The organism is Niveibacterium sp. 24ML (assembly GCF_026586805.1).
In the GTDB taxonomy this organism is placed as follows: Bacteria; Pseudomonadota; Gammaproteobacteria; order Burkholderiales; family Rhodocyclaceae; genus Niveibacterium.
On record NZ_JAPFHA010000006.1, the window covers coordinates 180970 to 203135 of the forward strand.

The window sequence follows — 22166 nt, forward strand, 5'->3', positions numbered from 1 at the left end:
AACGGATGGCCCGGGGGTTTTCGGTATGCTCCGCCCAAACAATTTCAACAGAGCAGAAGACCCATGCAGAGACCCAGCCACACGGGGCGCGGCCATTGGCTTGCCCTGCTATGCGCCCTGGCGCTTGCCGCGTGCGGTGGCGGCGGCGGCGATGGCAGCACCAGCCCGTCACCCGACCCCGGCACGAGCGCCCCGCCAGTCACCACGCCGCCGCCCGCCACCGGCGAAACGCCGATGACGCCGGCCGAGGCAGCCCGCCTGCTCGATCAGGGCGGCTGGGGCGCATCGGAAGCGGCACTCGCCGCGGCCACCAAAATCGGCCCCAAACAGTGGCTATCGGTGCAGTTCGACACCGCGGCTTCGCGCTTCGGCAACTACTCCGCCGAGATCCACACCGCCGGCCTCAAGGATTTCTGCGTCGAGCGCAACATCGGCTCGAACTGCTGGCGCGACTACTACTCGGCCGAACCGCTCTCGCGCGAGTTCTACCAGCAGGCGGTGAGCGGTGCCGACCAGTTGCGCCAGCGCACCGCCTGGGCCCTGTCGCAGATCTGGGTGGTTTCCGGCCATGAAGTGGAGGGCACCTACGGCCTGCGCGACTACCAGCAGATGCTGCGCGACAACGCCTTCGGCAACCTGCGCGATTTGCTCGGCAAGATGGCGCTGCACCCGGTGATGGGCGCCTACCTGAACATGGTGAACAACGAGAAGGACGCGCCGAACGAGAACTTCGCACGCGAGTTGCTGCAACTCTTCACGATCGGCCCCTGCGAGCTGACGGCCGGCGGCGATCTGGCCGGCGGCGCCTGCCGCGCCACCTACGACAACGCCGGCGTGCGCGAGGTGGCCTTCGCACTGACCGGCTGGACCTACCCCGCCGGCGGCACCAGCGCCTGGGGCAAATGGGACTGGACCAATCCGAGCTTCCTGCGCGGCGAGATGCTGGCGTTTGCCGAACAGCATGACCAGACCGAACGCAAGCTGCCCGGCGGCGTCACGATCCCGGCGAGCCGCACGCCGCGCCAGGCCAGCGATGCGGTGCTCGACGCGCTGTTCAATCACCCGAACTTCGCCCCCTTCATCGGCAAGCAGATGATCCAGCGCCTGGTCACCAGCAACCCGGCGCCCGAGTATGTCGAGCGCGTGAGTGCGGCAATCGCCAGCGGCAGTGCGCACGGTTTTGGCAGCGGCAGGCGTGGCGACATGAAGGCTGTGCTGGCGGCGATCCTGCTTGACCCCGAAGCGCGCGACGCGAGCCGCGCCGAAGCCGCCGCTTACGGCCGCCTGCGCGAGCCAACGCAATACACGATCAACCTGCTGCGCGCCGCCAACGGCAGCACCGACGGCGCGCCCTTCTACTGGTGGATCGGCGCCATGCTCGGCCAGATGGTCTACACCGCCCCCTCGGTCTTCAACTACTACCCGGCCGACTACCCGCTACCGGGCAGCCCGGGGCTCGCGCCCGAGTTCGGCCTGGCCAATGCCGCCACCGCGATGACCCGCTACAACCTGAGTGACGGGCTGTTCTACTGGAACGAGGGCACCGGCATCAAGGCCGATGCGTCGATCCCGAACGCCACCGGCACACGCACCAATATCGCCGCATTCGAGAGCTCGGCGGATGACGCGAACGCGCTGTTCGAGCGCATCGACCTGCTGCTGACCGCCGGGCGCAGCAGTGCCAGCACTCGGGCGGCGATCGTCGAGGCAATCAATGCCTGGGACCCGGTGAAGAACAAGGACAGCTACCGCCGCGAGCGGGTGCGTACCGCCTTCTACCTTCTGCTCGCCTCGCCCGACTATCAGGTGCAACGATGAAGCGCCGCGACTTTCTCCGCACCGCCGCCCATGCCGGCGGCCTTTCCGCCGCGGCCAGCATCGGCCTGCTCGGCAGCCTGCAGGCGCAAGCCGCTACCGCGCCGGGCGGCTACAAGGCCCTGGTGTGCGTGTTCCTCTACGGAGGTAACGACGGCCTCAACACCGTGGTACCGCGTGATGCCGCCCGCTACGCGCAGTACGCCGGCGTGCGCAAGAAACTGGCGGTGGCGCAGGCAGACCTGATTCCGCTCGGCGCCGATTACGGCCTGCATCCTTCGCTGGCGGCGCTCGCGCCGCTGTGGCAGGCCGGGGTACTGGCGCCGGTCTTCAACGTCGGGCCACTTGCCGTGCCGCTGAGCAAGGCCGACCTGAAAACCAAGGCGCTGCCTGACAACCTGTTTTCGCATTCCGACCAGCAAACCCTGTGGGAATGCGCCGGCCGCAGCGTGCTGGCGCGCACCGGCTGGGGCGGCCGCCTGGCCGCGCAGGCCGGAATCGGGCCAGTCATCGCACTGGGCAGTGCGGGGCGCTTTGGCAGCAGCGATGCGGGTGCCGCGCTGGCGCTGCCCGGCCCCGGCGAAGACTTCTCGCCCGGTGGCTGGTTTGGCGGCCCCAATGCGGCACGGCGTGCGGCGCTTGAAACCATGGCGAGGGCCAGCTACACCAACCGCCTGATGCAAGCCTATGGCGGGGTGCAGAAAAGCGCGCTCGACACCAGCGCAGCGCTGGGCCCGGTCCTCAAACTGACACCGGGGGCCACCTCCACGGATCCGATTGATCTGGCCTTCGGCAAGCTGACCGGCGCGCTCAACACGCCGCTGGCCAAGCAGCTCTACCAGGTTGCCAAACTGATCCGGCATGGCAGCACCAACGGCAGCGGCCCGCAGGTCTTCGTGGTGGCGCAGGGCGGCTACGACACGCACGCGGATCAGCTGACGCGGCATCCGAAGCTGTTGGCCGAACTCGGTCCGGCGCTGGCGGCCTTCTACGACGCCACGCTGCGGATCGGCCAGGCCCAGGCGGTGACGAGCTTCACGATGTCGGACTTCGGCCGCACCTTCGCCCCCAATTCAAGCAGCGGTACCGATCACGCCTGGGGTAACCATCAGCTGGTGATTGGCGGCGCGGTCAGTGGCGGCAAGACCTACGGCCAATACCCGGAGCTGGTGCTCGGCGGCAAGGACGACGTGGGCGTCGAAAGCTGGGAGCGCCACGGCCGCTGGATTCCGACGATTGCGGTGGAGCAGTACGCCGCCACGCTGGCACGCTGGTTCGGGCTGAGCCCGAGCCAGATCGCCGCCACCCTGCCCGGCCTGGGCAACTTCCCGCAGGCGGACCTGGGCTTCATGCTCGCTTGAAAACGAAACGCCCGCAGATGCGGGCGTTTCGTTACTTACTTCGGCGACACGTCGGGGTCGTGTGGCCCGACGCCCAGCTTTTCCCATCCCTCGGCGCCCAACTCGCGCAGCACGTCGATATTGCGCTCGAAGATCTCGGCCGCATCCGGGAAGGCGGCCACCGCGCGATCAATGCTCGCTTCCCTGAGCAGATGCAGGGTCGGGTACGGTGAGCGGTTGGTGGCGTTCGCGATGTCGTCCGGATCGCTGTCGGCGAACTGGAAGTCCGGGTGAAAGCTGGCGATCTGCAATTCGCCATCGAGCCCCAGTTCGGCCAGCGCGACGTCGGCAACATCCAGAAAATCGTTGAAGTCGTAGAAGTCGCCCAGCACATGCGGATGCACCAGCAGCGTGGTGTCGATCTTCTCCGGCGCGGCTTCGGCCAGCAGCTCCAGCTCGGCGATCAGTTCGTCGAGCAGGGCATCGGTGGTCGTCGCCGTGCTCACCGTGATGCGCACCTGGTTCTTGACCCACACCGACTTGGCGAACGGGCACAGGTTGAGCCCGATCACCGCCCGCTCAAGCCAGCGAACCGTGGCTGCAACGACCTTGTCATCGGGCAGCGCCACGCTCAGTGCCCCTTGAGGGCGTAGATGCCCGGCGCGTTGCGCCAGTAACCCTTGTAATCCATGCCGCAACCGAAGAGGAAGCGGTCGGCCACATCCAGCCCGCTGAAGTCGGCACGCATGCCCGGCGTGGCCTTGCGATCGTGCAGCTTGTGCACCAGCACCGCCGAGAGCACCTGTCCGGCGCCCTCCGCCTTCAGGTACTCGAGGATTGCGGTCAGCGTGTGGCCTTCGTCGAGGATGTCGTCGAGGACAAGGATGGTGCGGCCGCGCAGATCCTGCGTCGGGCGCACCCGCCAGTCGAGCAGGTTGCCTTGCAGCGCGTGGCCGTAGCGGCTGGCGTGCAGGTAGGACACTTCAAGCGGAAAGTGCAGGCGCGTGAGCAGGCGGCCGGCGAGAATCAGCCCGCCATTCATCACGCAGAACACGATCGGGTTGGTATGGCGCAGGCGGTCGGTAATGTCTTTTGCCAGCCGATCGAGCGCTTCTTCAACGCCGGCATCGGACACCAGACAATCGGCCTCGGCCATGGCACGTTCTATTTCCTTCATGTCGACTACGGGCATCGACGGGCTCCTCAGGTTGATGCGGGCTCAATGGCCCGCGAAGTCGACCAGGGTGAACAGGTTCAACCCGCTCTCCCTCAACAGTTTCGATCCGCCCAGTTCGGGCAGATCCACAATCGCACAGCCTTCCACGACGGTCGCGCCCAGGCGTTCAAGCAGCTTCTTGCCCGCCATCATGGTGCCGCCGGTGGCGATCAGGTCATCGACCAGCACCACGCGATCACCCGCACGGCACGCATCGCTGTGCAGTTCGACGGTCGCGCTGCCGTATTCGAGCTCGTACTCTTCCGAGATCGTCGTGTAGGGCAATTTGCCTTTCTTGCGGATCGGCACGAAGCCCACGTTCAGTTCGTGCGCAAGAATGGCTCCGATGATGAAGCCACGCGCGTCGAGTCCGGCGACGACATCGATATCCTGATCCATGTAACGGAACACGAAATGCTCGATCAGCACGCGCAGGGTCTTCGGGTCCTGCAGCAATGGCGTGATGTCGCGGAAATCAACACCCGGCTGGGGCCAATCAGGCACCGTGCGGATGCGGTCACGCAGGTAATTCGGGTCAAGCAGCATGAATACTCCGGCAGCGCTCGCACGCCGCAAAGGTCATTGAAGGCGGCGCTAAGTGCGCACGCCAAACGGCACGATCTTGTCGATCAAGGACCGGCCGCCCCGGCACGTGTCGCCCACCACCATGCCGGTGGCAATGGCGGTATCGAACTGTTCAGTCAGCGGACGCCGCAATTCGGCCCAGGGGCTGACGGCCGCCACCAGCCCAAAGGCCATGTTGCGCCCGTTCGCCTTGGCACGGAACAGGGCCTGATCGGCGATCGCCAGATGGAATTCCCACCCCTCGGCGTGCGATTCGGGCGTCAGGGGCAGCGGCAGATAGCCCATCGAAGCGGTTACCGGCACCGGCCCCGCGGCGGTCATGAAAGCGGAGTCTGAAATGCTGCGCAGAATGCGCTGGGCCAACGCAGGCAGCTGATGCGGCGCAACCCCGCGCAGCGCCACCAGAAACTCTTCGCCCCCCCAGCGCGCGAGCCGATCACCGTCGCGCAACAGAGTCGCAATCCGCTGCGCGAATTCGACAATCACCTCGTCGCCCACGCCGTGCCCAAGTCGATCATTGACCTGTTTGAAGTGGTCGATGTCCAGCAGCATCAGCGCGCCGCTCGCGGTGGTGTCGGCCATCAGCTGCGTTTCGATCCAGCCATGCATGGCGCGGCGGTTGAGCAGGCCGGTGAGGGAATCGCGCTCGGCCAGGTGCGCCAGTTGCCGGTTGGCCGCCGACAACGCGAGGTTTGCGCGGTGGGTGCGCCGCGCAAGGTGGAACACCAGCGCGCCAGCCACCACCGCGATCGCGGCCACCATGATCCAGAACATCGTGCGCTGGCGCTGTGCTTCGGCCGCATCGGCCTGGCGCTGGTTCGCCTCACGCAGCGCCGCGATCTCGTTCTGCCGCCGCTCGGTGTCAAAGCGCTCCTGCATTTCGGCCAGCAGGCGCGAGCGCGCCAGCGCTTCGTTCTGATCGCGCACCACACGATAGTCACGGAACGCCGCCACCGCCTCCTTGAGCCGCCCGGTTCGCTCATAGCCATTGGCCAGCGCGTGAATGGCGTTGGCCAGGTACACGCCTTCGCCGCTGTGGCGAAATACGAGGACTGCACGTTCCAGCTCGGCCACGCCCTCCGGGCCGCGGCCTGCGCCGAGCAGGGCCAGGCCGAGGTTCATGCGGATCAGGCCACTGTGCTCGGGCTCGTCGAAGCGAGCGGCAACCACCAGACCACGCCGCGCGACTTCGATCGCCTGCGCCCACTCGCGTTTGGTGATGTGCCAGTCAGAGAGATTGACGAGCGAGATTTCTTCGTCGTAAGCCAGTTCCATCCGGGCAGCCAGCGCATTCGCGCGGATCAACAGCGGCAGATCGGAGGTACCGTCGTCCATCGGCCCGGAGATGATCGAGCGCAGGATCTCGATTTCGCAGATCAGCCACTGATCACCGCTCGCCTCGGCGAGGCGCAGGGCGTCCTCGGCATAGGCGCGCGAGCGCGCGAGATCGGGCACATAGGTCTGGATCACGCCAAGCGTTTTCAGCACAGTGGCCTTCAGCCGCCCGTCGCCCGTCTTGCTGGCGCTTTCGTGCGCGGCATGCGCCAGCCGAACCGCATCATCGGTTCGCCCCAGGCGCATGTACGCAAGGCTCAGGCTCTGCTGGGCCGCCGCCAGCAAGGCCGGGCTTTGCAGGGGTTCGGCAACCGCCACCGCGCGCCGTGCCGATTCATACAACTGCTCGGGCTGGCGGCGGTAGTAGGCCAGTCGGGCCTTGAGCACCAACGCCTGCGCCAGCATGGCCGGGTCGCTGACGCTCTCGGCGGTGGCGATCAGTTGCGCGAGCGTCTCGCTCGCAGCGCGGAACTGCCCCCGTTCGATCAGCACCGCGGCGCGCAGGGCCTGGGCATCGCGACGCAGCGCGGGTGGGGCCGCATCCAGCGCAGCCCCCATCCGGTCTAGCGAGGCAAGAACCTCGCTGGTTGGTACGTCGCGCTTGCGCGCCAGCGCGGCCAGATCGGCGCTCACCTGAGCACTCGCCACATTCGCGGCAGACAGGCAGGCGAACACCAGCGCGCCCAGCACAAGGCGCATCAGGGTCCGACTGCTTTGCAAGGCACGACGAGCCATCTGCATCTGGCGCAGCCCCGGCGGTCGGGCAAGAGCCCGCCCGCAATATTCCTGCATTAAAGGAAGGTGAACTTCGCGACGAACACTGCAGCAATCACCCACACCGCAATCGGTACCTCTTTCGCACGGCCGGCGAGCAACTTGATGCCGGCGTAGGCGACAAAGCCGAACGCAATTCCGTGTGCGATCGAGAAGGTGAATGGCATCGTCACCGCGCAGACCACCGCGGGCGCCGCTTCGGTGAGATCTTCCCAGTCGATTTCAGCCAGGCCCCGAGACATCAGGATCGCAACGTAGATCAGCGCCGGCGCGGTGGCGAAAGCCGGTACCGCGCCGGCCAGCGGCGCCAGGAAAAGGGCGGCAAGGAAGAGCACCGCCACTGCCACGGCGGTGAGGCCGGTGCGGCCACCGGCAGCCGTGCCGGCCGCACTTTCGATGTAGGCGGTGGTCGAGGACGTACCCATCACCGCACCGGCGGCAATCGCGGTGGAATCAGCCAACAGCGCGCGGCTCAGACGCGGCAGGCGGCCGTTCTTGTCGAGCAGGCCAGCACGATGACAGACCCCGATCAGGGTGCCGGACGCATCAAACAGTTCGACCAGGAAGAAGGTCAGCACCACCGTGAGCAAGCCCGCGTTCAATGCGGCGCTGATATCAAGTTGCCCGAAGGTCGGCGCCAGTGAAGGCGGCATGGCAAAGACACCGGAGAACTTGGAAAAGCCGAGTGCAACCGACGCCACCGTCACCGCCAGGATGCCGATGATGATGCCGCCGGTGACGCGCCGCGCTTCAAGCGCGACGATCAGCAGGAAGCCGCCTATCGCGAGCAGCGGGCCGGGCTGGTGCAGGTCGCCCAGCGTCACCAGGGTTGCCGGGTTGCCCTGGATCAGCCCGGCATTCTTGAGGCCGATGATGGCGAGAAACAGACCGATACCGGCCGAAATCGCCAGCTTCAAGGAACGCGGGATCGCATTGACGATCCACTCCCGCACCTTGAAGAGGCTGACGATGATGAAGAGGCAGCCCGAGATGAACACCGCGCCCAGCGCTGCCTGCCAGGTAAAGCCCATACCCTGCACCACCGCAAACGCGAAGTAGGCGTTGAGCCCCATGCCCGGGGCGAGCGCGATCGGGTAGTTGGCATACAGGCCCATGATCAGCGAACCGAGCGCCGCTGCCAGGCAGGTGGCGGCAAACACCGCGTCGTGCGGCATGCCCGCCGCCGCAAGAATGCTCGGGTTGACGAAAATGATGTAGGCCATCGTCAGGAAGGTCGACAGACCTGCGAGCAACTCTGTGCGAACCGTTGTGCGGTGTTCGCTCAGCTTGAAGTACGACTCGAGCATCGGGCGCTCCGGGGCAAGGAAAAAAGGTGCCAGATTCTAGCTGCTGCCAATTCAGACGATTCTGTCAAAACGCCGCGTGCTGAGATGGATCAGCCCCGGCATCGGGCCTGCCGGGCGCAAGCATCAGGCGCGCGCTCGCAGGCTCAATACATTGCCTTGGGTAGCGACCGGGCCCGAACGTACATCGAACTCCACCACACCCTGCTCGATGGCTTGCGACAGATCGTCGCCCACCCTCGTCTGCAGGTCGTGCCAGCGCAATGCGCTGCCAAGCAGGCCCACGGCACAATTGCGGCCACGCCGCTTGGCAAGGTAGAGCGCCATGTCGGCCAGGGCAAGATGGCGTTCCCAGTGCGAGAGCGTTGCATCGGCCACCAGGGGCAAGGGGCAGCAACCGATCGATACGGTGATCCGCAAGGGCTGACCATCGAACATGAAGGGCTGCGAGCCGACGCGCTCCAGAATCCGCTCGGACAAGGCGGGCAGATCTCGCGGCGCCATCTCGCGCAGGACGATGAGGAACTCCTCGCCGCCCCAGCGCGCCAGTCGATCGTCGTCGCGCATCAGATGCTGCAGGCGCTGGCCGATCTCAACCAGAACTGCATCGCCAGCCGCGTGACCAAGGCGGTCGTTGATGGTTTTGAAATGGTCGATGTCGAGCAAGAGCAGGCCACCGCCGATGGCCGAAGGACGCTCGCCCATCGAATCGAGCCAGGCATGCATCGCCCGCCGGTTGCGCAGCCCGGTCAAGGGATCGCGCTCGGCAAGGTAGGCCAACTGATCGTTGGCACGCGAAAGCTTCAGGTTGGCGGCCGTCACCCGGCGCTGCGAGCGCGTCAGCATCACGATGCCAAGAATCAGCATCGTCGCAAGCGCCAGGACGCCGATCAGCCACCCGCGCTGGCGTGCGGCAACTTCTGCGCGCAGCGCGTTTTCATGCTGCAACTGCTCGATCTCGCGCTGCCGCCGCTCGGCGTCGAAGCGCTCCTGCATTTCGGTCACCACGCGCGCGCGCTGATCCTGGTGCAGGGTGCGAACGGCCTGCCGATGGCGCTTCATGGTCTGGATCGCATCCTGCAGGCGGCCCGCCTTTTCATACGCGGCCGCCAGTTCGGGCAGGGCATCGGACAGCGCGGTCCGCTCGCCGGACTGGGCGAGGATCTCGACCGATCGCTCCAGCGCCGCCGTGCCGGCCTTGATGTCGCCGCGCCCGACCAGCGAGGCGCCAAGATTGATGTAGGCAACCCCCTCCTGGATCGGTTCGTCAAACCGGTTCGACAACGCGAGCGCTTCGCGCGCGTAGTTGACCGCGGCGGACCAGTCCCTTTGCCCCATCGCCCAGTCGGCAAGGTTGATCAGCGCCGTCTGCTGCAGCGGCAACAAACCGTAGCGCGCTGCGCCCGCGCGCGCCAGCCTGAGCGCCGCAAGGTCGGCTTGAGCGAGGCCCATCTCGCCGGCGATGGCTGAGTCGACAATCGAAAGCGTCGCCAGCATCCAGCCATCGCCTGCCGCTTCGGCCTCGCGCCGGCCAAGTTCGGCGTGACGCTTCGCGCGCGCCAGATCGCGCATCGAGATATTGAGATTCGCCAACACGCGGTGAATACGTGCGGCATCACCGTGCGCATCGTTGGGTACCAGAGACAGCGCACGCTGCGCATCCTGTGCCGCCTCTTCATAGCGGCCCGCCGTGTCGTAGCTGGACGCTCGTGCGGACAGGGCGCGCGCGTTCAGCGCGGCGTCGCCAGTGAGCCCGGCGGCGGATACCGCCGCCTCGGTCAGCCGCAGCTCGTTTTCGTTGTCGCCCCGCACGTAGGCAAGGCGCGCCTGAAGTTCAAGGCCAAACAGCCGCGCTCGAGGGTCGCCCTGCGTCATCGCCAGTTCAAGCAAGCGCTCCGCCACATCACTCGCGCGACGCAACGCCCCCCGCTCGATCTGCAATTGCCCGTCAAGGTAGTACAGATCACGCGTCAGCCGGGCATCGCCTGCCGCATCGATCGGCGCCCGCAAACGATCCACCCCGGCCAGCAGCGTGGCGACCGGGCGATCGCGCGGCGCAATCAGGGCATTCAGTTCTCCGGCCAGGTCTGCCGCCCGGGCGGCCACACAGCCCAGGCCGCACAGCAACACCAGCACGCCAGCCCTGAGCCAGTGCCAGGCCCAGGCTTGCCTGCCGGCCCGCTGCGCCCGCGCCCGCGGGCTAGGCACGGCGCTCGATCCGCGCAAGCAGGCCTTCGACGCGGTCGCGATAGCTTCGGTACATTTGCCAGATCGACCACGCGCGACCGGCGTAGCCAATCAGCCTGGACGGTTTGCGAACCGCGATCACGACGGCCGCGACGCCGACAATCACAAGCCCGTTGCGGCGAATCCAGCCAGCTGCCTCCATGAAGCGATCGGCCAGGCGGAATGCCGGCGCAAGCGCTTCCAGGTCATGAACCAGCTGTGCGCGTTGCTCGCGCGAACGCGCAACAAGCGCCGCGCGGCGTTGCTCGACACTGGCACGGCGCGAGGGCATCAGTCGCGCCTGCCCTTGAGCGCGGCGCGGTCGCTTTCCAGTTCGGCGATGCTGTCGCGGAACAAACGGGTACCACCGGCCAGACGAAGCCTTGCCTGATTCGCAGTCCAGCCCGCCAGGCCAAGAAAGAGCGCGGCATCCAGCCCGAGGGCAAGCAGGCGGTGGGAATCCCACATCCAGACGGTGAAGAAGGCGGCAAGCGCGAACAGGCCGAATCCGGTGAACAGGGCAGCCACCACAATGTGGAAGAGGGCGCCGCCAAGGCGGAACCCTTCTTCCTCGACCTCGACTGCCAGCAAGGCCAGCCGGGTCTGGGCGGTGCCCAGCGCGCCGTCGGCCAAACGGCCCAGGCGATCGGCGATGCCGCCCTCGTCAGCGGCCATGTCGGCATCCTGCGACATTCACGCGCACCGGCTCAACGCCGCCCAGCGAGCAAACCAACGAGAAAGCCGATTCCCGCCGCCACGCCGATCGACTGCCAAGGGTGCTCATGGACATACTGATCGGTCGCCTTGGCCACTTCCTTGGCCTTTTCGACCGCAATCGCTTCAAGTTCTGCCAGCTGCTGGCGCGTTGCGGTCACACGCTCACTGAGTCGGCTGCGAACATCGGCAAACTTGCCGGAGGCGTCGTCGGCGGTGAGCTTGAGCAACTGCTCGGCATCCGTCAGCACCAGCTTGAAATCGGCAATCATCTTGTCGCGTGTCGCTTGCGTCATTTCGCTCATGGCCATTCTCCTCCGGGTTGTGGACAGGTGCATCACGCGGCATAAGCCGCAACGACGAGCTTACTCCGCGATCGTGCACTGCGGCAATCGCGGGAGCCTTAAAGCTTCAACGACAGATCGTAGTCAATCGTCAACGGGGCGTGATCGGAAAACCGTTCCGTCTTGTAGATACTCACGGCGCGCGCGAGCGCCGCGACACCGGGCGTGGCGATCTGATAATCCAGACGCCACCCCACGTTCTTGGCCCACGCCTGTCCGCGATTGGACCACCAGGTGTAGCAGGCATCAGTGGCGTCGGGCTCGAGGGCACGGTAGACGTCCACCCAGCCCTGCTCGTCGAACAGGCGGGTCAGCCAGGCGCGCTCTTCGGGCAGGAAGCCGGAGTTCTTCTGGTTCGACTTCCAGTTCTTCAGGTCTGCCTCACGGTGGGCGATGTTCCAGTCGCCGCACACGATGACTTCGCGACCGCTGGCACGCAACGCGGCCATGTGCGGCAGGAAGCAGTCCATGAAGCGGAACTTGGCCGCCTGGCGCTCTTCCGAACTGGAACCCGAAGGCAGGTAAAGCGATACCACCGACAGCGGCCCGATCGACGTATCGAAATCCGCCTGCAAGTAGCGTCCTTCGGCATCGAATTCCGCCACGCCCAGGCCGGTCACCCAAGCCTGCGGCCGCACACCGGCGAAGACCCCCACCCCGCTGTAGCCCTTCTTTTCGGCGCAGTGAAGCCGGGCGTGCCAGCCAGGCGGCTCACGCAGTGCCGGTGAAAGATCGGCCTCTTGTGCCTTGATTTCCTGCAGGCAGACCACGTCGGCATGCATGCCGGCGAGCCATTCGTAAAATCCTTTAGTCGTTGCTGACCGGATTCCGTTGAGGTTGGCGGTGATGACGCGTAACATCGGGCGACCTATTTGTCGAAATATCTTACGAATTGACAGGCGTGCAAAAAGCGCCAAAACCTGCGACAGAGAAACACAGTGGATTTTAGCCGCGATTTCCTTGCCCTCTCGGTTTCCAAGGGGGTGCTCCGTTTCGGAGCGTTCAAGACCAAGGCCGGACGTCTCTCGCCTTACTTTTTCAACTCTGCGCTGTTCGACGACGGCGCCTCCTTCGGACAGCTCTGCGGGTACTACGCCGATGCCGTGGCCAATTCCGGGATCGCCTTCGACACCCTCTTCGGACCGGCGTACAAAGGCATTCCGCTGGTGGCCGGCACGGCCATGCGCCTGGCCGAACGGGGCCACAACGTCCCGTTCTGCTTCAATCGCAAGGAAGCCAAGGATCACGGAGAAGGCGGCACCCTCGTCGGCGCGCCGCTCAAGGGCCGGGTACTGGTGCTGGACGATGTGATATCGGCTGGCACCTCGGTGCGCGAATCGGTCGAGATCATCCGCGCACAAGGTGCCGAACTGGCGGGCGTCGTAATCGCCCTCGACCGGATGGAGCGCGGCACCGGTGCGCTCTCGGCAGTGCAGGAAGTGCGCGCCAGTTTCGGCGTGCCGGTCGTTGCCGTCGCAAGCCTGACAGACCTGATCTTGTACCTGGGCAGCAACCCTCAGCTGGCTCAGCACCTCGAAGCCGTGCAGGCCTATCGTTCAGAATGGGGTATTGACGATGCGCGCTAGAACGCTGGCGCTTCTGGCCGCGCTGCTGTGGGCGCCCACCACGTTTGCTGCCGGCGAGCGCGTCTTCTGCTGTGACGACGCGGCCGGGCGCAAGGTCTGCGGCGACCCGCTGCCAGTGGCTTGCTACAACCGCGCCTACCGCGAAATGTCTCGCCAGGGCATCACCACACGCGACATCGAAGCGCCGATGACCGCAGAAGAGCGCATCCGCAAGCTCGCCGATGAAAAGGCCAAGCGCGACGCTGAAGAACGGGTGGCTGAGCGGCGCCGGCGCGACAAGGCCCTGGTGGAAAGCTACGGCTCTGCCGACGAAATTGAAGCGCGCAAGACCAGCACCCTCGCGACCGCCAACCAGGAGCTTTCTGTGCTTCGCAAGCGCGAACAGGAACTGGTCGACGAGCGCAAGGGCTTTGATGCCCGCGTTGCCGCGGTGAAGAAAGGCAAGCCGATCCCGGCAAACCTGAAAGACGACATCGCGGCAAACGAATCCGAACTCAAGACGCTGCGCGGCGTGATCGCGCAAAAGAAGCGGGAAGCCGACACGATCAGGAAGCGCTACGACGACGACAAGGCACGCTTCATCGAACTGACTTCGGGCGCCGCCGTGCGCCTGCAGTAAAACGTAACCCGCACACCTTGAGGTTATCCGGACCTCAAGTCATTTCTCACGCATGCCGTAGTCAGCGGTATGCATTCGCGATACCTTTCCTGCATCCTGCTTGCGGGCCTTGCAGCCATACCGGCCGCTCACGCGCTTGAAATCGGGCTTGCCGATGCCGGCGAGTTGCGCCTCAACGGTTTCGCGACGCTCGCAGCCACCCGCGCGCTTACCGACGACGCGGCCGACTATCGCAGTGCCAACTACCTGAGCGCAGGATCCGAGCGCACCCGGCACTGGGACACCCAGAACGACAGCATCCTGGGCCTGCAGGCATTCTTGACAGCGCCCCAGAGCCGCTTCGCTGCGGTGGTACAGGGGGTGCTTGCCAACGATACGCATGACGCACTGGCGCTGAGGATGGACTGGCTCTACCTCGACTGGCGCGCGGCTGACACGCTGACAATGCGTGCCGGGCGCACGCCCTTCCCGGCGATGATGGACTCCGAATCGCGCTGGCTCGGCCACTCGCGGCTGACGGTCACCGCTGCCCCGGAAACCTATTTCCACATGCCAACGACCTCGCTGGACGGCGCGTCACTGCGCTGGCGCCATGACCGTGACAGGCACTACCTCCAGTTACGCGCCGGCGCTGGCGTCACCCGTTTCGAAACCGCATCGCGAACCGGCGTGGCCGAGGTAGACCTGAATCGCACCCTGGCGGCAAGCCTTGAGGTCGGCAACGCCGTCTGGCGTGCCTATCTCGGCGCCTTCTCGGCGGACGCACGCGTGCAGTCCCCCCCGCTTGCCACGCTCAACGGCGCGCTCTCAGCCCTGGCCCCTACTGTGCCCGAAGCCGGCACGATGGCGGCAGCCTACCCGACCGGCTGGTTCCCGATTTCACAGCTCAGTCTGGGGTTTGAATACCTCGATGCACCTTGGACCTTCAAAGCCGAGGCGGTGCGCCGCAGTTCAGACAATCTGCTGGTCTATGCGGTACGCGGCTGGTATGCCGTGGCCGGCTACACGCTCGGCAACTTCACGCCCTATGTGTCAGGCGGGGTGCAATGGCAAGCGAGCGACCTGTCACCCAGGTTTCTGCCGCCCGGCACACCCGGCGGAGAAGCACTTTCCGCGATCTACAACGCCACCCTCATCGGGCTTGCTCAGTCGCGGATTGGCGCTGGGCTGCGCTACGACCTGCCATTCGGCGCTGCCATCAAACTGCAGTACGACCGCCTGAAGCTTCAAGAGTCCAATTCACGCGGCATGTTCGTCAATGCCACAGCGGCCTTCATCGGCCGCGCCGAGCCAATCAATGTGTTCTCGTTTGCGCTTGACTATCAGTTCTAACGGGCTGTGCGCACTGGTCTCTGCACTGCTCATGGCCGCGCCCGGGCTTGCGCATGGCGCCGAGCCGGACGAAGTCGGCATCATTGCCGTGGTAATGCGCAGTGACGGTGCCGTGCGCAAACTGGTGCGCGAAGAGGTCTACGCGATCTTCGTGCTCGACAAGCGTGGAAACCTGCAGCCGCTCGACTTACCCGAAACCGATCCAGTCCGGGCCGCGTTCTACATGCGACTGGCAGGAAAGAGCCTGGGCATGATGCGAGCCTTGCGTTCAACGCTCGTTTTCACCGGCGCGGGGCGCCCCCCGAAACAACTTGAGTTGGCTGCCGTGCACGAACGTTTGGCCAACGACCCAACAGCCATCGCCTACCTGCCGATGCCTGATTTGCCGTTGGGCGTGCGGGTAGTTGCAACCTTGGCCCCCGCGCCCTGACGCGTGATCCGCTCAAGGCCCGGCCGCAAAGTGTCGTCAACAGGAAAGCACCAATCGGGAAGGAAGCGCATGCCCAGCCCACGAGGCACCGCGTCAGTGGCCGCAAGTTGCCTCCTCTTGGCGCTGGCCGGCACCGCCGTGGGTGCCGACGAGCAGCCGTGGGGCCATCTGCATGTGAACGGCTTCGCCACGCTGGCCGCCACCTACGCCGACACCGACGGCCAGGCGGACTTCCGCTCGGCGCAATTCCAGAGCGCCGGTAGCGGCCGTTCACGGCATTGGGACTTTGCCAACGACAGCAACCTTGCGCTCCAGCTCACCTGGGACACCCCCTACGAGCCGCTCCGTGTGGTGACCCAGGCGATCGCGGCAAACGACACCCACGACGATTTCAAGCCCCGTATCGACTGGCTGTATCTGGGCTGGCAACCGGCGCCCGATCTCTCGATTCGCTTTGGGCGATTTCCGTTTCCCTCGGGCATGTACTCCGAAACCCGCTGGGTCAACAGCAGTCGATTGGAAGTCCGCGCGCCGCAATCGATCTACGCCCCGCTCCCGGTCAGCTCGCTCGACGGCGCAGATCTCAATCACTACCTGCAGTCGGGCCCGTGGCTGCTACGCAGCCGCCTCAGTTACGGCCAAACCAGTACCGTCATCGCCAGCCGTTTTGGCGACACCGAGGTGGATTTGCGCAGCGTCATTTCGGCCGCCTTCGATCTGAACCGCGACAACTGGCGGCTCTATCTGGGCGGTTTCATCAGCGACACCCGCGTCACTTCACCGCAAAGCAAGGGCTTGCACGACGCACTGCACGAGCAAGCCCAGTCGAATCCGTCCTTGAACGCCCTCGCCGACGACTACACCCCCGACTACTCGAGGGTCTGGCAAATCGACGCCGGCATCGAATACCTCAACGCCCCCTGGACAGTGCGGGTCGAAGGGCTCTATCGCAACAGCCAGACAAAACTCGTTCTGGACCTTGCCAACTGGAACGCCACGCTGGGCTACACCGAGGGCAGGCTCACGCCCTTCGTCGCGATTGGCCAGATGCGACTGCACGAGCCCTGGCGCCAGCAAGCACTACCCAGCGGGCCGCCCGGGGCCATCGCAGCGGTGGCCGCATACAACGCATCGCTGGTCACCAGCAACGAAACCATCTTGAGCGTGGGTTTGCGCTGGGATCTTGACCACGGACTGGCGCTCAAGGCACAGCTCGACCGACACCAACTGGACGACGAGCAGTCGCGCGGCGTGTTCACGAACAACACGCCGGAGTTCGTCGGCAGGCAGGCAGCGATCCATGTCTTCACCCTTGCGCTCGACTACCAGTTCTAGCCGCGCGGCACGGGCGACACGGCGCTGCCTCGCCGCGCTGGCATGCCTGCTGTGCACCACGGCGCAAGCGCTGGATGTGGCGGTGGTGGTGCGCAAGGACTCGCCTGTGAAGCAACTGAGTGCCGACGAGGTGTACGCCATCTTCATCCAGGATCGCCGCCAGGGCCTGGTGACCTACGACGTTCCCGACAGCGATCCGGCCCGCGAGAGCTTCTACCTGCGCGTCGCCGGGAAAACCCTCACCATGATGCGCGGCATGCGCGCACGGCTGGTTTTCTCCGGCCAGGCGCGGCCGCCAAAGCAGCTGCCGCGCGACGAGGTGATCCAGCGCCTGCTGGCCGATCCGAATGCCATCGCCTACCTGCCTCTCAATGAGGTGCCGCCGGGCTTGCGAATCGTACTGCCACTACCCGACATCCCCTGAGCGTGCGGCGCGTTCGCGTGGCGCGCACAAACGCATAGAATCTCGCTTTCCGGCTACCCGCCGGCCGACCCCCGAAGCGAGCGCCATGAGCGAAATCACCCCCACTGCCGGCAAGCGCGTCGTGCGCGCCGCCTGCCCCCACGACTGCCCCGACACCTGCGGCATGCTCGTCACCGTCGAAGACGGCCGCGCCACCAAGATCCAGGGCGCCCCCGATCTGCCGATCACCAACGGCGCGCTATGCACCAAGGTCGCCTTCTACCTTGAGCGCACCTACTCCGAACAACGCCTGCAATACCCGATGAAGCGCGTCGGCAAGAAGGGCGAAGGCAAGTTTGAACGCATCAGCTGGGACGAAGCACTCGACACCATCGCCGCCAGGTTCAAGGCCATCGCCGCTGACGACCCACGCGCGATCACGCCCTACAGCTACGCCGGCACCATGGGCCTGGTGCAGGGCAGTTCGATGGATCGGCGCTTCTTCCACCGCCTCGGCGCGAGCTTCCTCGCCCGCACGATCTGCGCCGAGGCCGGCTTCCAGGGCTACAAGGCGACCATCGGCGCAACGCTGGGCACCGACCCGGAAGCCTTCGCCGACGCGCCTTACATCCTGATCTGGGGCGCCAACCCGGTGGTGTCGAACCTGCACCTCTGGAGCCGCGTGCAGGAGGCCAAGCGGCGTGGCGCACGTGTGGTCTGCATCGACCCGCTGCGCACCCAGACCGCCGAGAAGTGCCACTGGCACCTGCAGCCCTACCCCGGCACCGACGGCGCACTGGCGCTGGCGATCATGCATGTGCTGGTGCGCGATGATCTGCTCGACCACGACTACATCCGCGACTACACGCTCGGCTTCGATCAGCTCGCTGAGCGCGTCAGGGCATGGACGCCCGAACGCGCCGCACGCGAAACCGGGCTCGCCGCGGCGGACATCGAACAGCTTGCGCGCGAATACGGCAGCGCCAAGCCGGCGGCGATCCGCGTCAACTACGGCCTCAACCGCTGCGCCGGCGGCGGCAGCGCGATGCGCGCGATCGCCTGTCTGCCGGCGCTGACCGGCCACTGGCGCCATGCTGCGGGCGGCGTGCTGCTTTCGACATCCGGCACCTACGCGGTGGATGGCGCGGCACTGGAGCGCCCCGATCTCTACCCCGAAGACCCGCGCTTCCCGCCGCGCACGCTCAACATGAGCACGATTGGCGACGAACTGCTGCATCGCGACGACCCGAAAGTGCGCGCGATCATGGTCTACAACTCCAACCCGGTCGCGGTCGCCCCGGATTCGAACAAGGTGCGCGCCGGCTTCGGCCGCGAAGACCTGTTTGTGGTGGTGCACGAACTCTTCCAGACCGACACCGCGGACTACGCCGACATCCTGCTGCCGGCCACCAGCCAGCTCGAACACTGGGATGTGCACAAGAGCTACGGCCACCTGAACGCGCTGGCCAATGTGCCGGCGATCGCGCCGCTCGGCGAGGCACGGCCCAACACCTGGGTGTTCCGCGAACTCGCGAAGCGCATGGGCTTCACCGAGGCCTGTTTTGACGAGGACGACGAGGCCATCGCCGCGCAGGCCTTCCGCAAGGACCACCCGCGCAACCAGGGCTTCGACTGGGACACGATGAAACGCGACGGCTTCCAGCGCATGGCCCTGCCGACGCCCTTCGCGCCCTTCGCCAAGGGTGGCTTCCCGACCCCTTCCGGCAAGTGCGAGTTCTACGCCGCCACGCTAGCAGCGCAGGGCCACGACCCGCTGCCCACCTACGTGCCGCCGCGCGAGGGGCCTACTTCCAACCCGGCGCTGGCGGCCAAGTACCCGTTGGCCTTCATCAGCCCGCCCGCGCGCAACTTCCTCAATACCAGCTTCGCCAACATCCCACGCTTCCTGAAGGCGGAGGGCAAGCCCTGGCTAGACATGCACCCGGCCGACGCGGCCGCGCGCAGCCTTGCGGATGGCCAGCGCGTGCGCATCTTCAACGCGCGCGGCGCCTTCCACGCCACCTTGCGGGTAGACGCCGCACAGCCGGGCATACGCGCCGGCGTTGTCAGCGCACCCTCGATCTGGTGGCAGAAGCTCTCCGGCGACGGCGAGAACGCCAACGCCGTAACCTCGCAGGCCATCACCGACCTGGGCGCGGGCGCCACCTTCTACGACTGCCTGGTGCAAGTGGAGGCGGCAGCGTGAAGCACGACATCCGCCACTCAGTCGCTGCGGCGCTCATCGCAAGCCTCTTCGCCGCAGCCCAGGCGCCCACCGCCGACGCCGCCCCGATCCCCACCACCACGCCGATCTCGCGCGCCGACGCCAGCTTCGACGCCTTCAAGCAAAGCCTGGTCGAAGCGATGCTCGCGCAGAACCCGGACTGGGCGCTGCAAGTCGGGCAGTACCAGCATGCCCCGCGGCTCGCGATCCCGGATGCAACGGCGGACATCGCCTTCGCGCAGAAGTGGCTGGGCCAGCTTGCGCGACACCCGGTGGGCCAGCTCTCGGAATCGAACCGCGTTGATCGCGCGCTGATCGACAACCACCTGCGCGGCCTGCAGTGGTATCGCAGCCAGTTCCGCAACCATGAGTGGGACCCGAGTGAATGGAACGTCGGCGAGGGTTTCTCGCTGCTGCTCACGCGCGACTATGCGCCGCTCGATGCACGGCTGATGGCGATCTCGGCGCGGCTTGCGCAGGTGCCGGCCTACTACGCAGCGGCGCAGCGCAGCCTGCGTCGCCCGACGCTGGAGCACACCCGGCTGGCAATCGGCCAGAGTAATGGCGTGCTGGCACTGCTCGGCGAGCCGATTGAATCGGCGCTCGGCCAATCAAGCCTGCCGGACGAACACAAGGCCACGATTCGCGCCCGCGCGTCCGCCGCGCGTCAGGCGGTACACGCCTGGATTGCACAACTCGAAGCAAGCCTGCCGCAGCTCGAAAACGGCGGCGCCCGCAGTTTCCGCATCGGGCCGGCGCTGTATGCGCGCAAGTTCGCCTACGACATCCAGACCGACCTGACGCCAACCCAGCTCTACCGCGCCGCGCTGGCGGAAAAAGACCGGCTGCACGCAAAGATGGACACGCTGGCCGCACAGCTGTGGCCCAAGTATTTCCCCGAGCAGCCACTGCCCGCCGAACGGCTCGACCGCATCCGCCACCTGATCGAAAAGCTCTCCGATCAACATGTTGCCGCGGCAGATTTCGTCAGCGAAGTGAAACGCCAGATCCCGCAACTGGAGGCCTGGGTGCGTGACAAGGATCTGCTGACGCTGGATGCGGACAAACCCTTGCGCGTGCGCGAGACCCCGCTGCACAAGCGCGGCGTCGCCGGTGCCTCGATCGACGCACCGGGCCCTTTCGACCCCGCTGCGACCACCTGGTACAACGTCGATCCGCTCGACGAGAAGCCCGCCGCCGAGCAGGAAAGCACCCTGCGCGAGTACAACCACTGGATGCTGCAGATCCTCAACATCCACGAAGCGGTGCCCGGCCACTACACCCAGCTGGTGTATGCCAACCGCTCGCCCAGCGTGATCAAGAGCCTGCTTGGCAACGGCGCGATGATCGAAGGCTGGGCGGTGTATGCCGAGCGGATGATGCTTGAATCCGGCTGGGGCGGCGGCGCGCCGGAGATGGAACTGATCTACGCCAAATGGGCGCTGCGCGTGGCCTGCAACACGATCCTCGACTACGGGGTGCACAACCTTGGCATGAGTGAAGCGCAAGCGATGCAGTTGCTGCGCGACGAAGCCTTCCAGCAAGAGGCCGAAGCAAACGAGAAATGGCAGCGCGCACAACTCAGCCAGGTGCAGCTGAGCAGCTACTACAGCGGGTTTGCGAGCATCTACCGGCTGCGCGAAGATCTGCGCACGCGCGATGGCGAGCGCTTTTCACTCAAGGCCTTCCATGAGCGCTTCCTCGGTTACGGCAGCGCACCGGTGAAATACATTCGTCAGATGATGCTGCGCTAAAGCAGCACATATCCAAGCAAGGAGAGACCAGCATGGCCATGGATGTAGTGGACTACGAAATCGTCGGCAATTCGATGCAGTTCGTCGAGATCGAACTCGATCCGGGCGAAGCCGCCATTGGCGAGGCCGGCGCAATGATGTTCATGGAAGACGGCATCGAGATGGACACCATCTTTGGTGACGGCGCCACCGCCCAGCAAGGGCTGTTCGGCAAGCTGATGGGCGCCGGCAAACGCCTGCTCACCGGCGAATCGCTGTTCACCACGATCTTCCACAACGAAGGCAGCAGCAAGAAGCGCGTCGCCTTTGCCGCCCCCTTCCCGGGCCAGATCGTGCCGGTAAACCTGCCGGATGTCGGCGGTACGCTGATCTGCCAGAAGGATTCCTTCCTCTGCGCGGCGCGCGGCGTATCGATCGGCATCGCACTGCAGCGCAAGCTGGGCGCAGGCCTCTTCGGGGGCGAAGGCTTCATCATGCAGAAGCTCGAAGGCGATGGCATGGCCTTCGTGCATGCGGGCGGCACGCTGGTGTCGAAAACCCTCAAACCGGGCGAAACCCTGCGGGTAGACACCGGCTGCGTGGTGGCCTACGACGCCAACGTGGACTTCGCGATCCAGTACGTCGGCCGCGTCAAGAGTGCGCTGTTCAGCGGCGAAGGCCTCTTCTTCGCCACCCTGCGTGGCCCCGGCAAGGTGTGGCTGCAATCGCTGCCGCTCTCGCGCATGGCCAACCGCATCGTGATGGCCGCACCGGCAGCGGGTGGTCAATCGCGCGAAGAGGGCTCGATGCTCGGCGGCCTCGGCCGCCTGCTCGACGGCGACAACTGATTC

At 65.9% G+C, this 22166-nt stretch carries 21 protein-coding genes; 11 read left to right on the forward strand and 10 right to left on the reverse strand.

Going from position 1 to position 22166, the window contains the following annotated elements:
- Window positions 1-63: 63 nt before the first annotated feature.
- On the forward strand, window positions 64-1818 hold the full coding sequence (locus OPU71_RS07635) for a DUF1800 domain-containing protein (RefSeq protein WP_267726892.1): 1755 nt from the start codon (window positions 64-66) through the stop codon (window positions 1816-1818).
- Window positions 1815-3176, forward strand: coding sequence for a DUF1501 domain-containing protein (locus tag OPU71_RS07640; RefSeq protein ID WP_267726894.1), 1362 nt, complete (start codon window positions 1815-1817; stop codon window positions 3174-3176). The genes OPU71_RS07635 and OPU71_RS07640 overlap by 4 nt, the downstream gene beginning before the upstream one ends.
- A gap of 35 nt (window positions 3177-3211) precedes the next feature.
- Here OPU71_RS07640 and OPU71_RS07645 read toward each other — a convergent pair whose 3' ends face one another.
- The 10 genes from OPU71_RS07645 to OPU71_RS07690 form a co-directional block, all read right to left on the reverse strand.
- Complete coding sequence (locus OPU71_RS07645; protein ID WP_324256043.1) at window positions 3212-3784, reverse strand: DUF1415 domain-containing protein; 573 nt, start codon at window positions 3782-3784, stop codon at window positions 3212-3214.
- 2 nt (window positions 3785-3786) lie between these two features.
- Complete coding sequence (locus OPU71_RS07650) at window positions 3787-4347, reverse strand: hypoxanthine-guanine phosphoribosyltransferase (protein WP_267726896.1); 561 nt, start codon at window positions 4345-4347, stop codon at window positions 3787-3789.
- Window positions 4348-4374: 27 nt separating this feature from the next.
- Entirely contained in the window at window positions 4375-4917 is a 543-nt protein-coding gene (locus tag OPU71_RS07655) for an adenine phosphoribosyltransferase (protein ID WP_267726898.1), read from the reverse strand.
- A 48-nt stretch (window positions 4918-4965) separates the two neighbouring features.
- Window positions 4966-6990, reverse strand: a complete 2025-nt coding sequence (locus OPU71_RS07660) for a GGDEF domain-containing protein (protein ID WP_267726900.1) — start codon at window positions 6988-6990, stop codon at window positions 4966-4968.
- 92 nt (window positions 6991-7082) lie between these two features.
- Window positions 7083-8372 (reverse strand): NCS2 family permease, encoded by a 1290-nt coding sequence (locus tag OPU71_RS07665; protein ID WP_267726902.1) that lies wholly within the window; start codon window positions 8370-8372, stop codon window positions 7083-7085.
- A gap of 123 nt (window positions 8373-8495) precedes the next feature.
- Window positions 8496-10577, reverse strand: a complete 2082-nt coding sequence (locus OPU71_RS07670) for a diguanylate cyclase domain-containing protein (RefSeq protein WP_267726904.1) — start codon at window positions 10575-10577, stop codon at window positions 8496-8498.
- Window positions 10570-10887, reverse strand: coding sequence for a YqjK family protein (locus tag OPU71_RS07675; protein WP_267726906.1), 318 nt, complete (start codon window positions 10885-10887; stop codon window positions 10570-10572). The genes OPU71_RS07670 and OPU71_RS07675 overlap by 8 nt, the downstream gene beginning before the upstream one ends.
- On the reverse strand, window positions 10887-11288 hold the full coding sequence (locus OPU71_RS07680) for a phage holin family protein (protein WP_267726908.1): 402 nt from the start codon (window positions 11286-11288) through the stop codon (window positions 10887-10889). Before OPU71_RS07680 ends, OPU71_RS07675 begins: the two co-directional genes overlap by 1 nt.
- Window positions 11289-11302: 14 nt before the next feature.
- Window positions 11303-11614 (reverse strand): DUF883 family protein, encoded by a 312-nt coding sequence (locus OPU71_RS07685; protein WP_267726910.1) that lies wholly within the window; start codon window positions 11612-11614, stop codon window positions 11303-11305.
- Window positions 11615-11712: 98 nt separating this feature from the next.
- Window positions 11713-12513 (reverse strand): exodeoxyribonuclease III, encoded by an 801-nt coding sequence (locus OPU71_RS07690; protein ID WP_267726913.1) that lies wholly within the window; start codon window positions 12511-12513, stop codon window positions 11713-11715.
- A 78-nt stretch (window positions 12514-12591) separates the two neighbouring features.
- Between OPU71_RS07690 and pyrE the strand changes: the two genes are divergently transcribed.
- The 9 genes from pyrE to OPU71_RS07735 all read left to right on the forward strand — a co-directional run bounded on the left by pyrE (window position 12592) and on the right by OPU71_RS07735 (window position 22163).
- Window positions 12592-13239 carry an orotate phosphoribosyltransferase gene (pyrE, locus tag OPU71_RS07695; RefSeq protein ID WP_267726916.1) on the forward strand — a complete coding sequence of 216 codons (648 nt, stop codon included), beginning with the start codon at window positions 12592-12594 and terminating at the stop codon, window positions 13237-13239.
- The gene (locus OPU71_RS07700; protein WP_267726918.1) at window positions 13229-13858 is read left to right on the forward strand and encodes a hypothetical protein; all 630 of its coding nucleotides are present in this window, start codon (window positions 13229-13231) and stop codon (window positions 13856-13858) included. The genes pyrE and OPU71_RS07700 overlap by 11 nt, the downstream gene beginning before the upstream one ends.
- Window positions 13859-13927: 69 nt before the next feature.
- Window positions 13928-15190 carry a hypothetical protein gene (locus tag OPU71_RS07705; protein WP_267726920.1) on the forward strand — a complete coding sequence of 421 codons (1263 nt, stop codon included), beginning with the start codon at window positions 13928-13930 and terminating at the stop codon, window positions 15188-15190.
- Window positions 15174-15620: a hypothetical protein gene (locus OPU71_RS07710; protein WP_267726922.1), complete on the forward strand. Its 447-nt coding sequence runs from the start codon at window positions 15174-15176 to the stop codon at window positions 15618-15620. Before OPU71_RS07705 ends, OPU71_RS07710 begins: the two co-directional genes overlap by 17 nt.
- A gap of 69 nt (window positions 15621-15689) precedes the next feature.
- Window positions 15690-16955 (forward strand): hypothetical protein, encoded by a 1266-nt coding sequence (locus tag OPU71_RS07715; protein WP_267726924.1) that lies wholly within the window; start codon window positions 15690-15692, stop codon window positions 16953-16955.
- Window positions 16921-17379, forward strand: coding sequence for a hypothetical protein (locus OPU71_RS07720; RefSeq protein WP_267726926.1), 459 nt, complete (start codon window positions 16921-16923; stop codon window positions 17377-17379). The genes OPU71_RS07715 and OPU71_RS07720 overlap by 35 nt, the downstream gene beginning before the upstream one ends.
- Window positions 17380-17464: 85 nt before the next feature.
- Complete coding sequence (locus OPU71_RS07725) at window positions 17465-19564, forward strand: molybdopterin-containing oxidoreductase family protein (protein WP_267726928.1); 2100 nt, start codon at window positions 17465-17467, stop codon at window positions 19562-19564.
- On the forward strand, window positions 19561-21336 hold the full coding sequence (locus OPU71_RS07730) for a DUF885 domain-containing protein (protein WP_267726930.1): 1776 nt from the start codon (window positions 19561-19563) through the stop codon (window positions 21334-21336). Before OPU71_RS07725 ends, OPU71_RS07730 begins: the two co-directional genes overlap by 4 nt.
- Before the next feature lie 32 nt (window positions 21337-21368).
- Entirely contained in the window at window positions 21369-22163 is a 795-nt protein-coding gene (locus tag OPU71_RS07735) for a TIGR00266 family protein (protein ID WP_267726933.1), read from the forward strand.
- The last annotated feature ends 3 nt before the right edge of the window (window positions 22164-22166 follow it).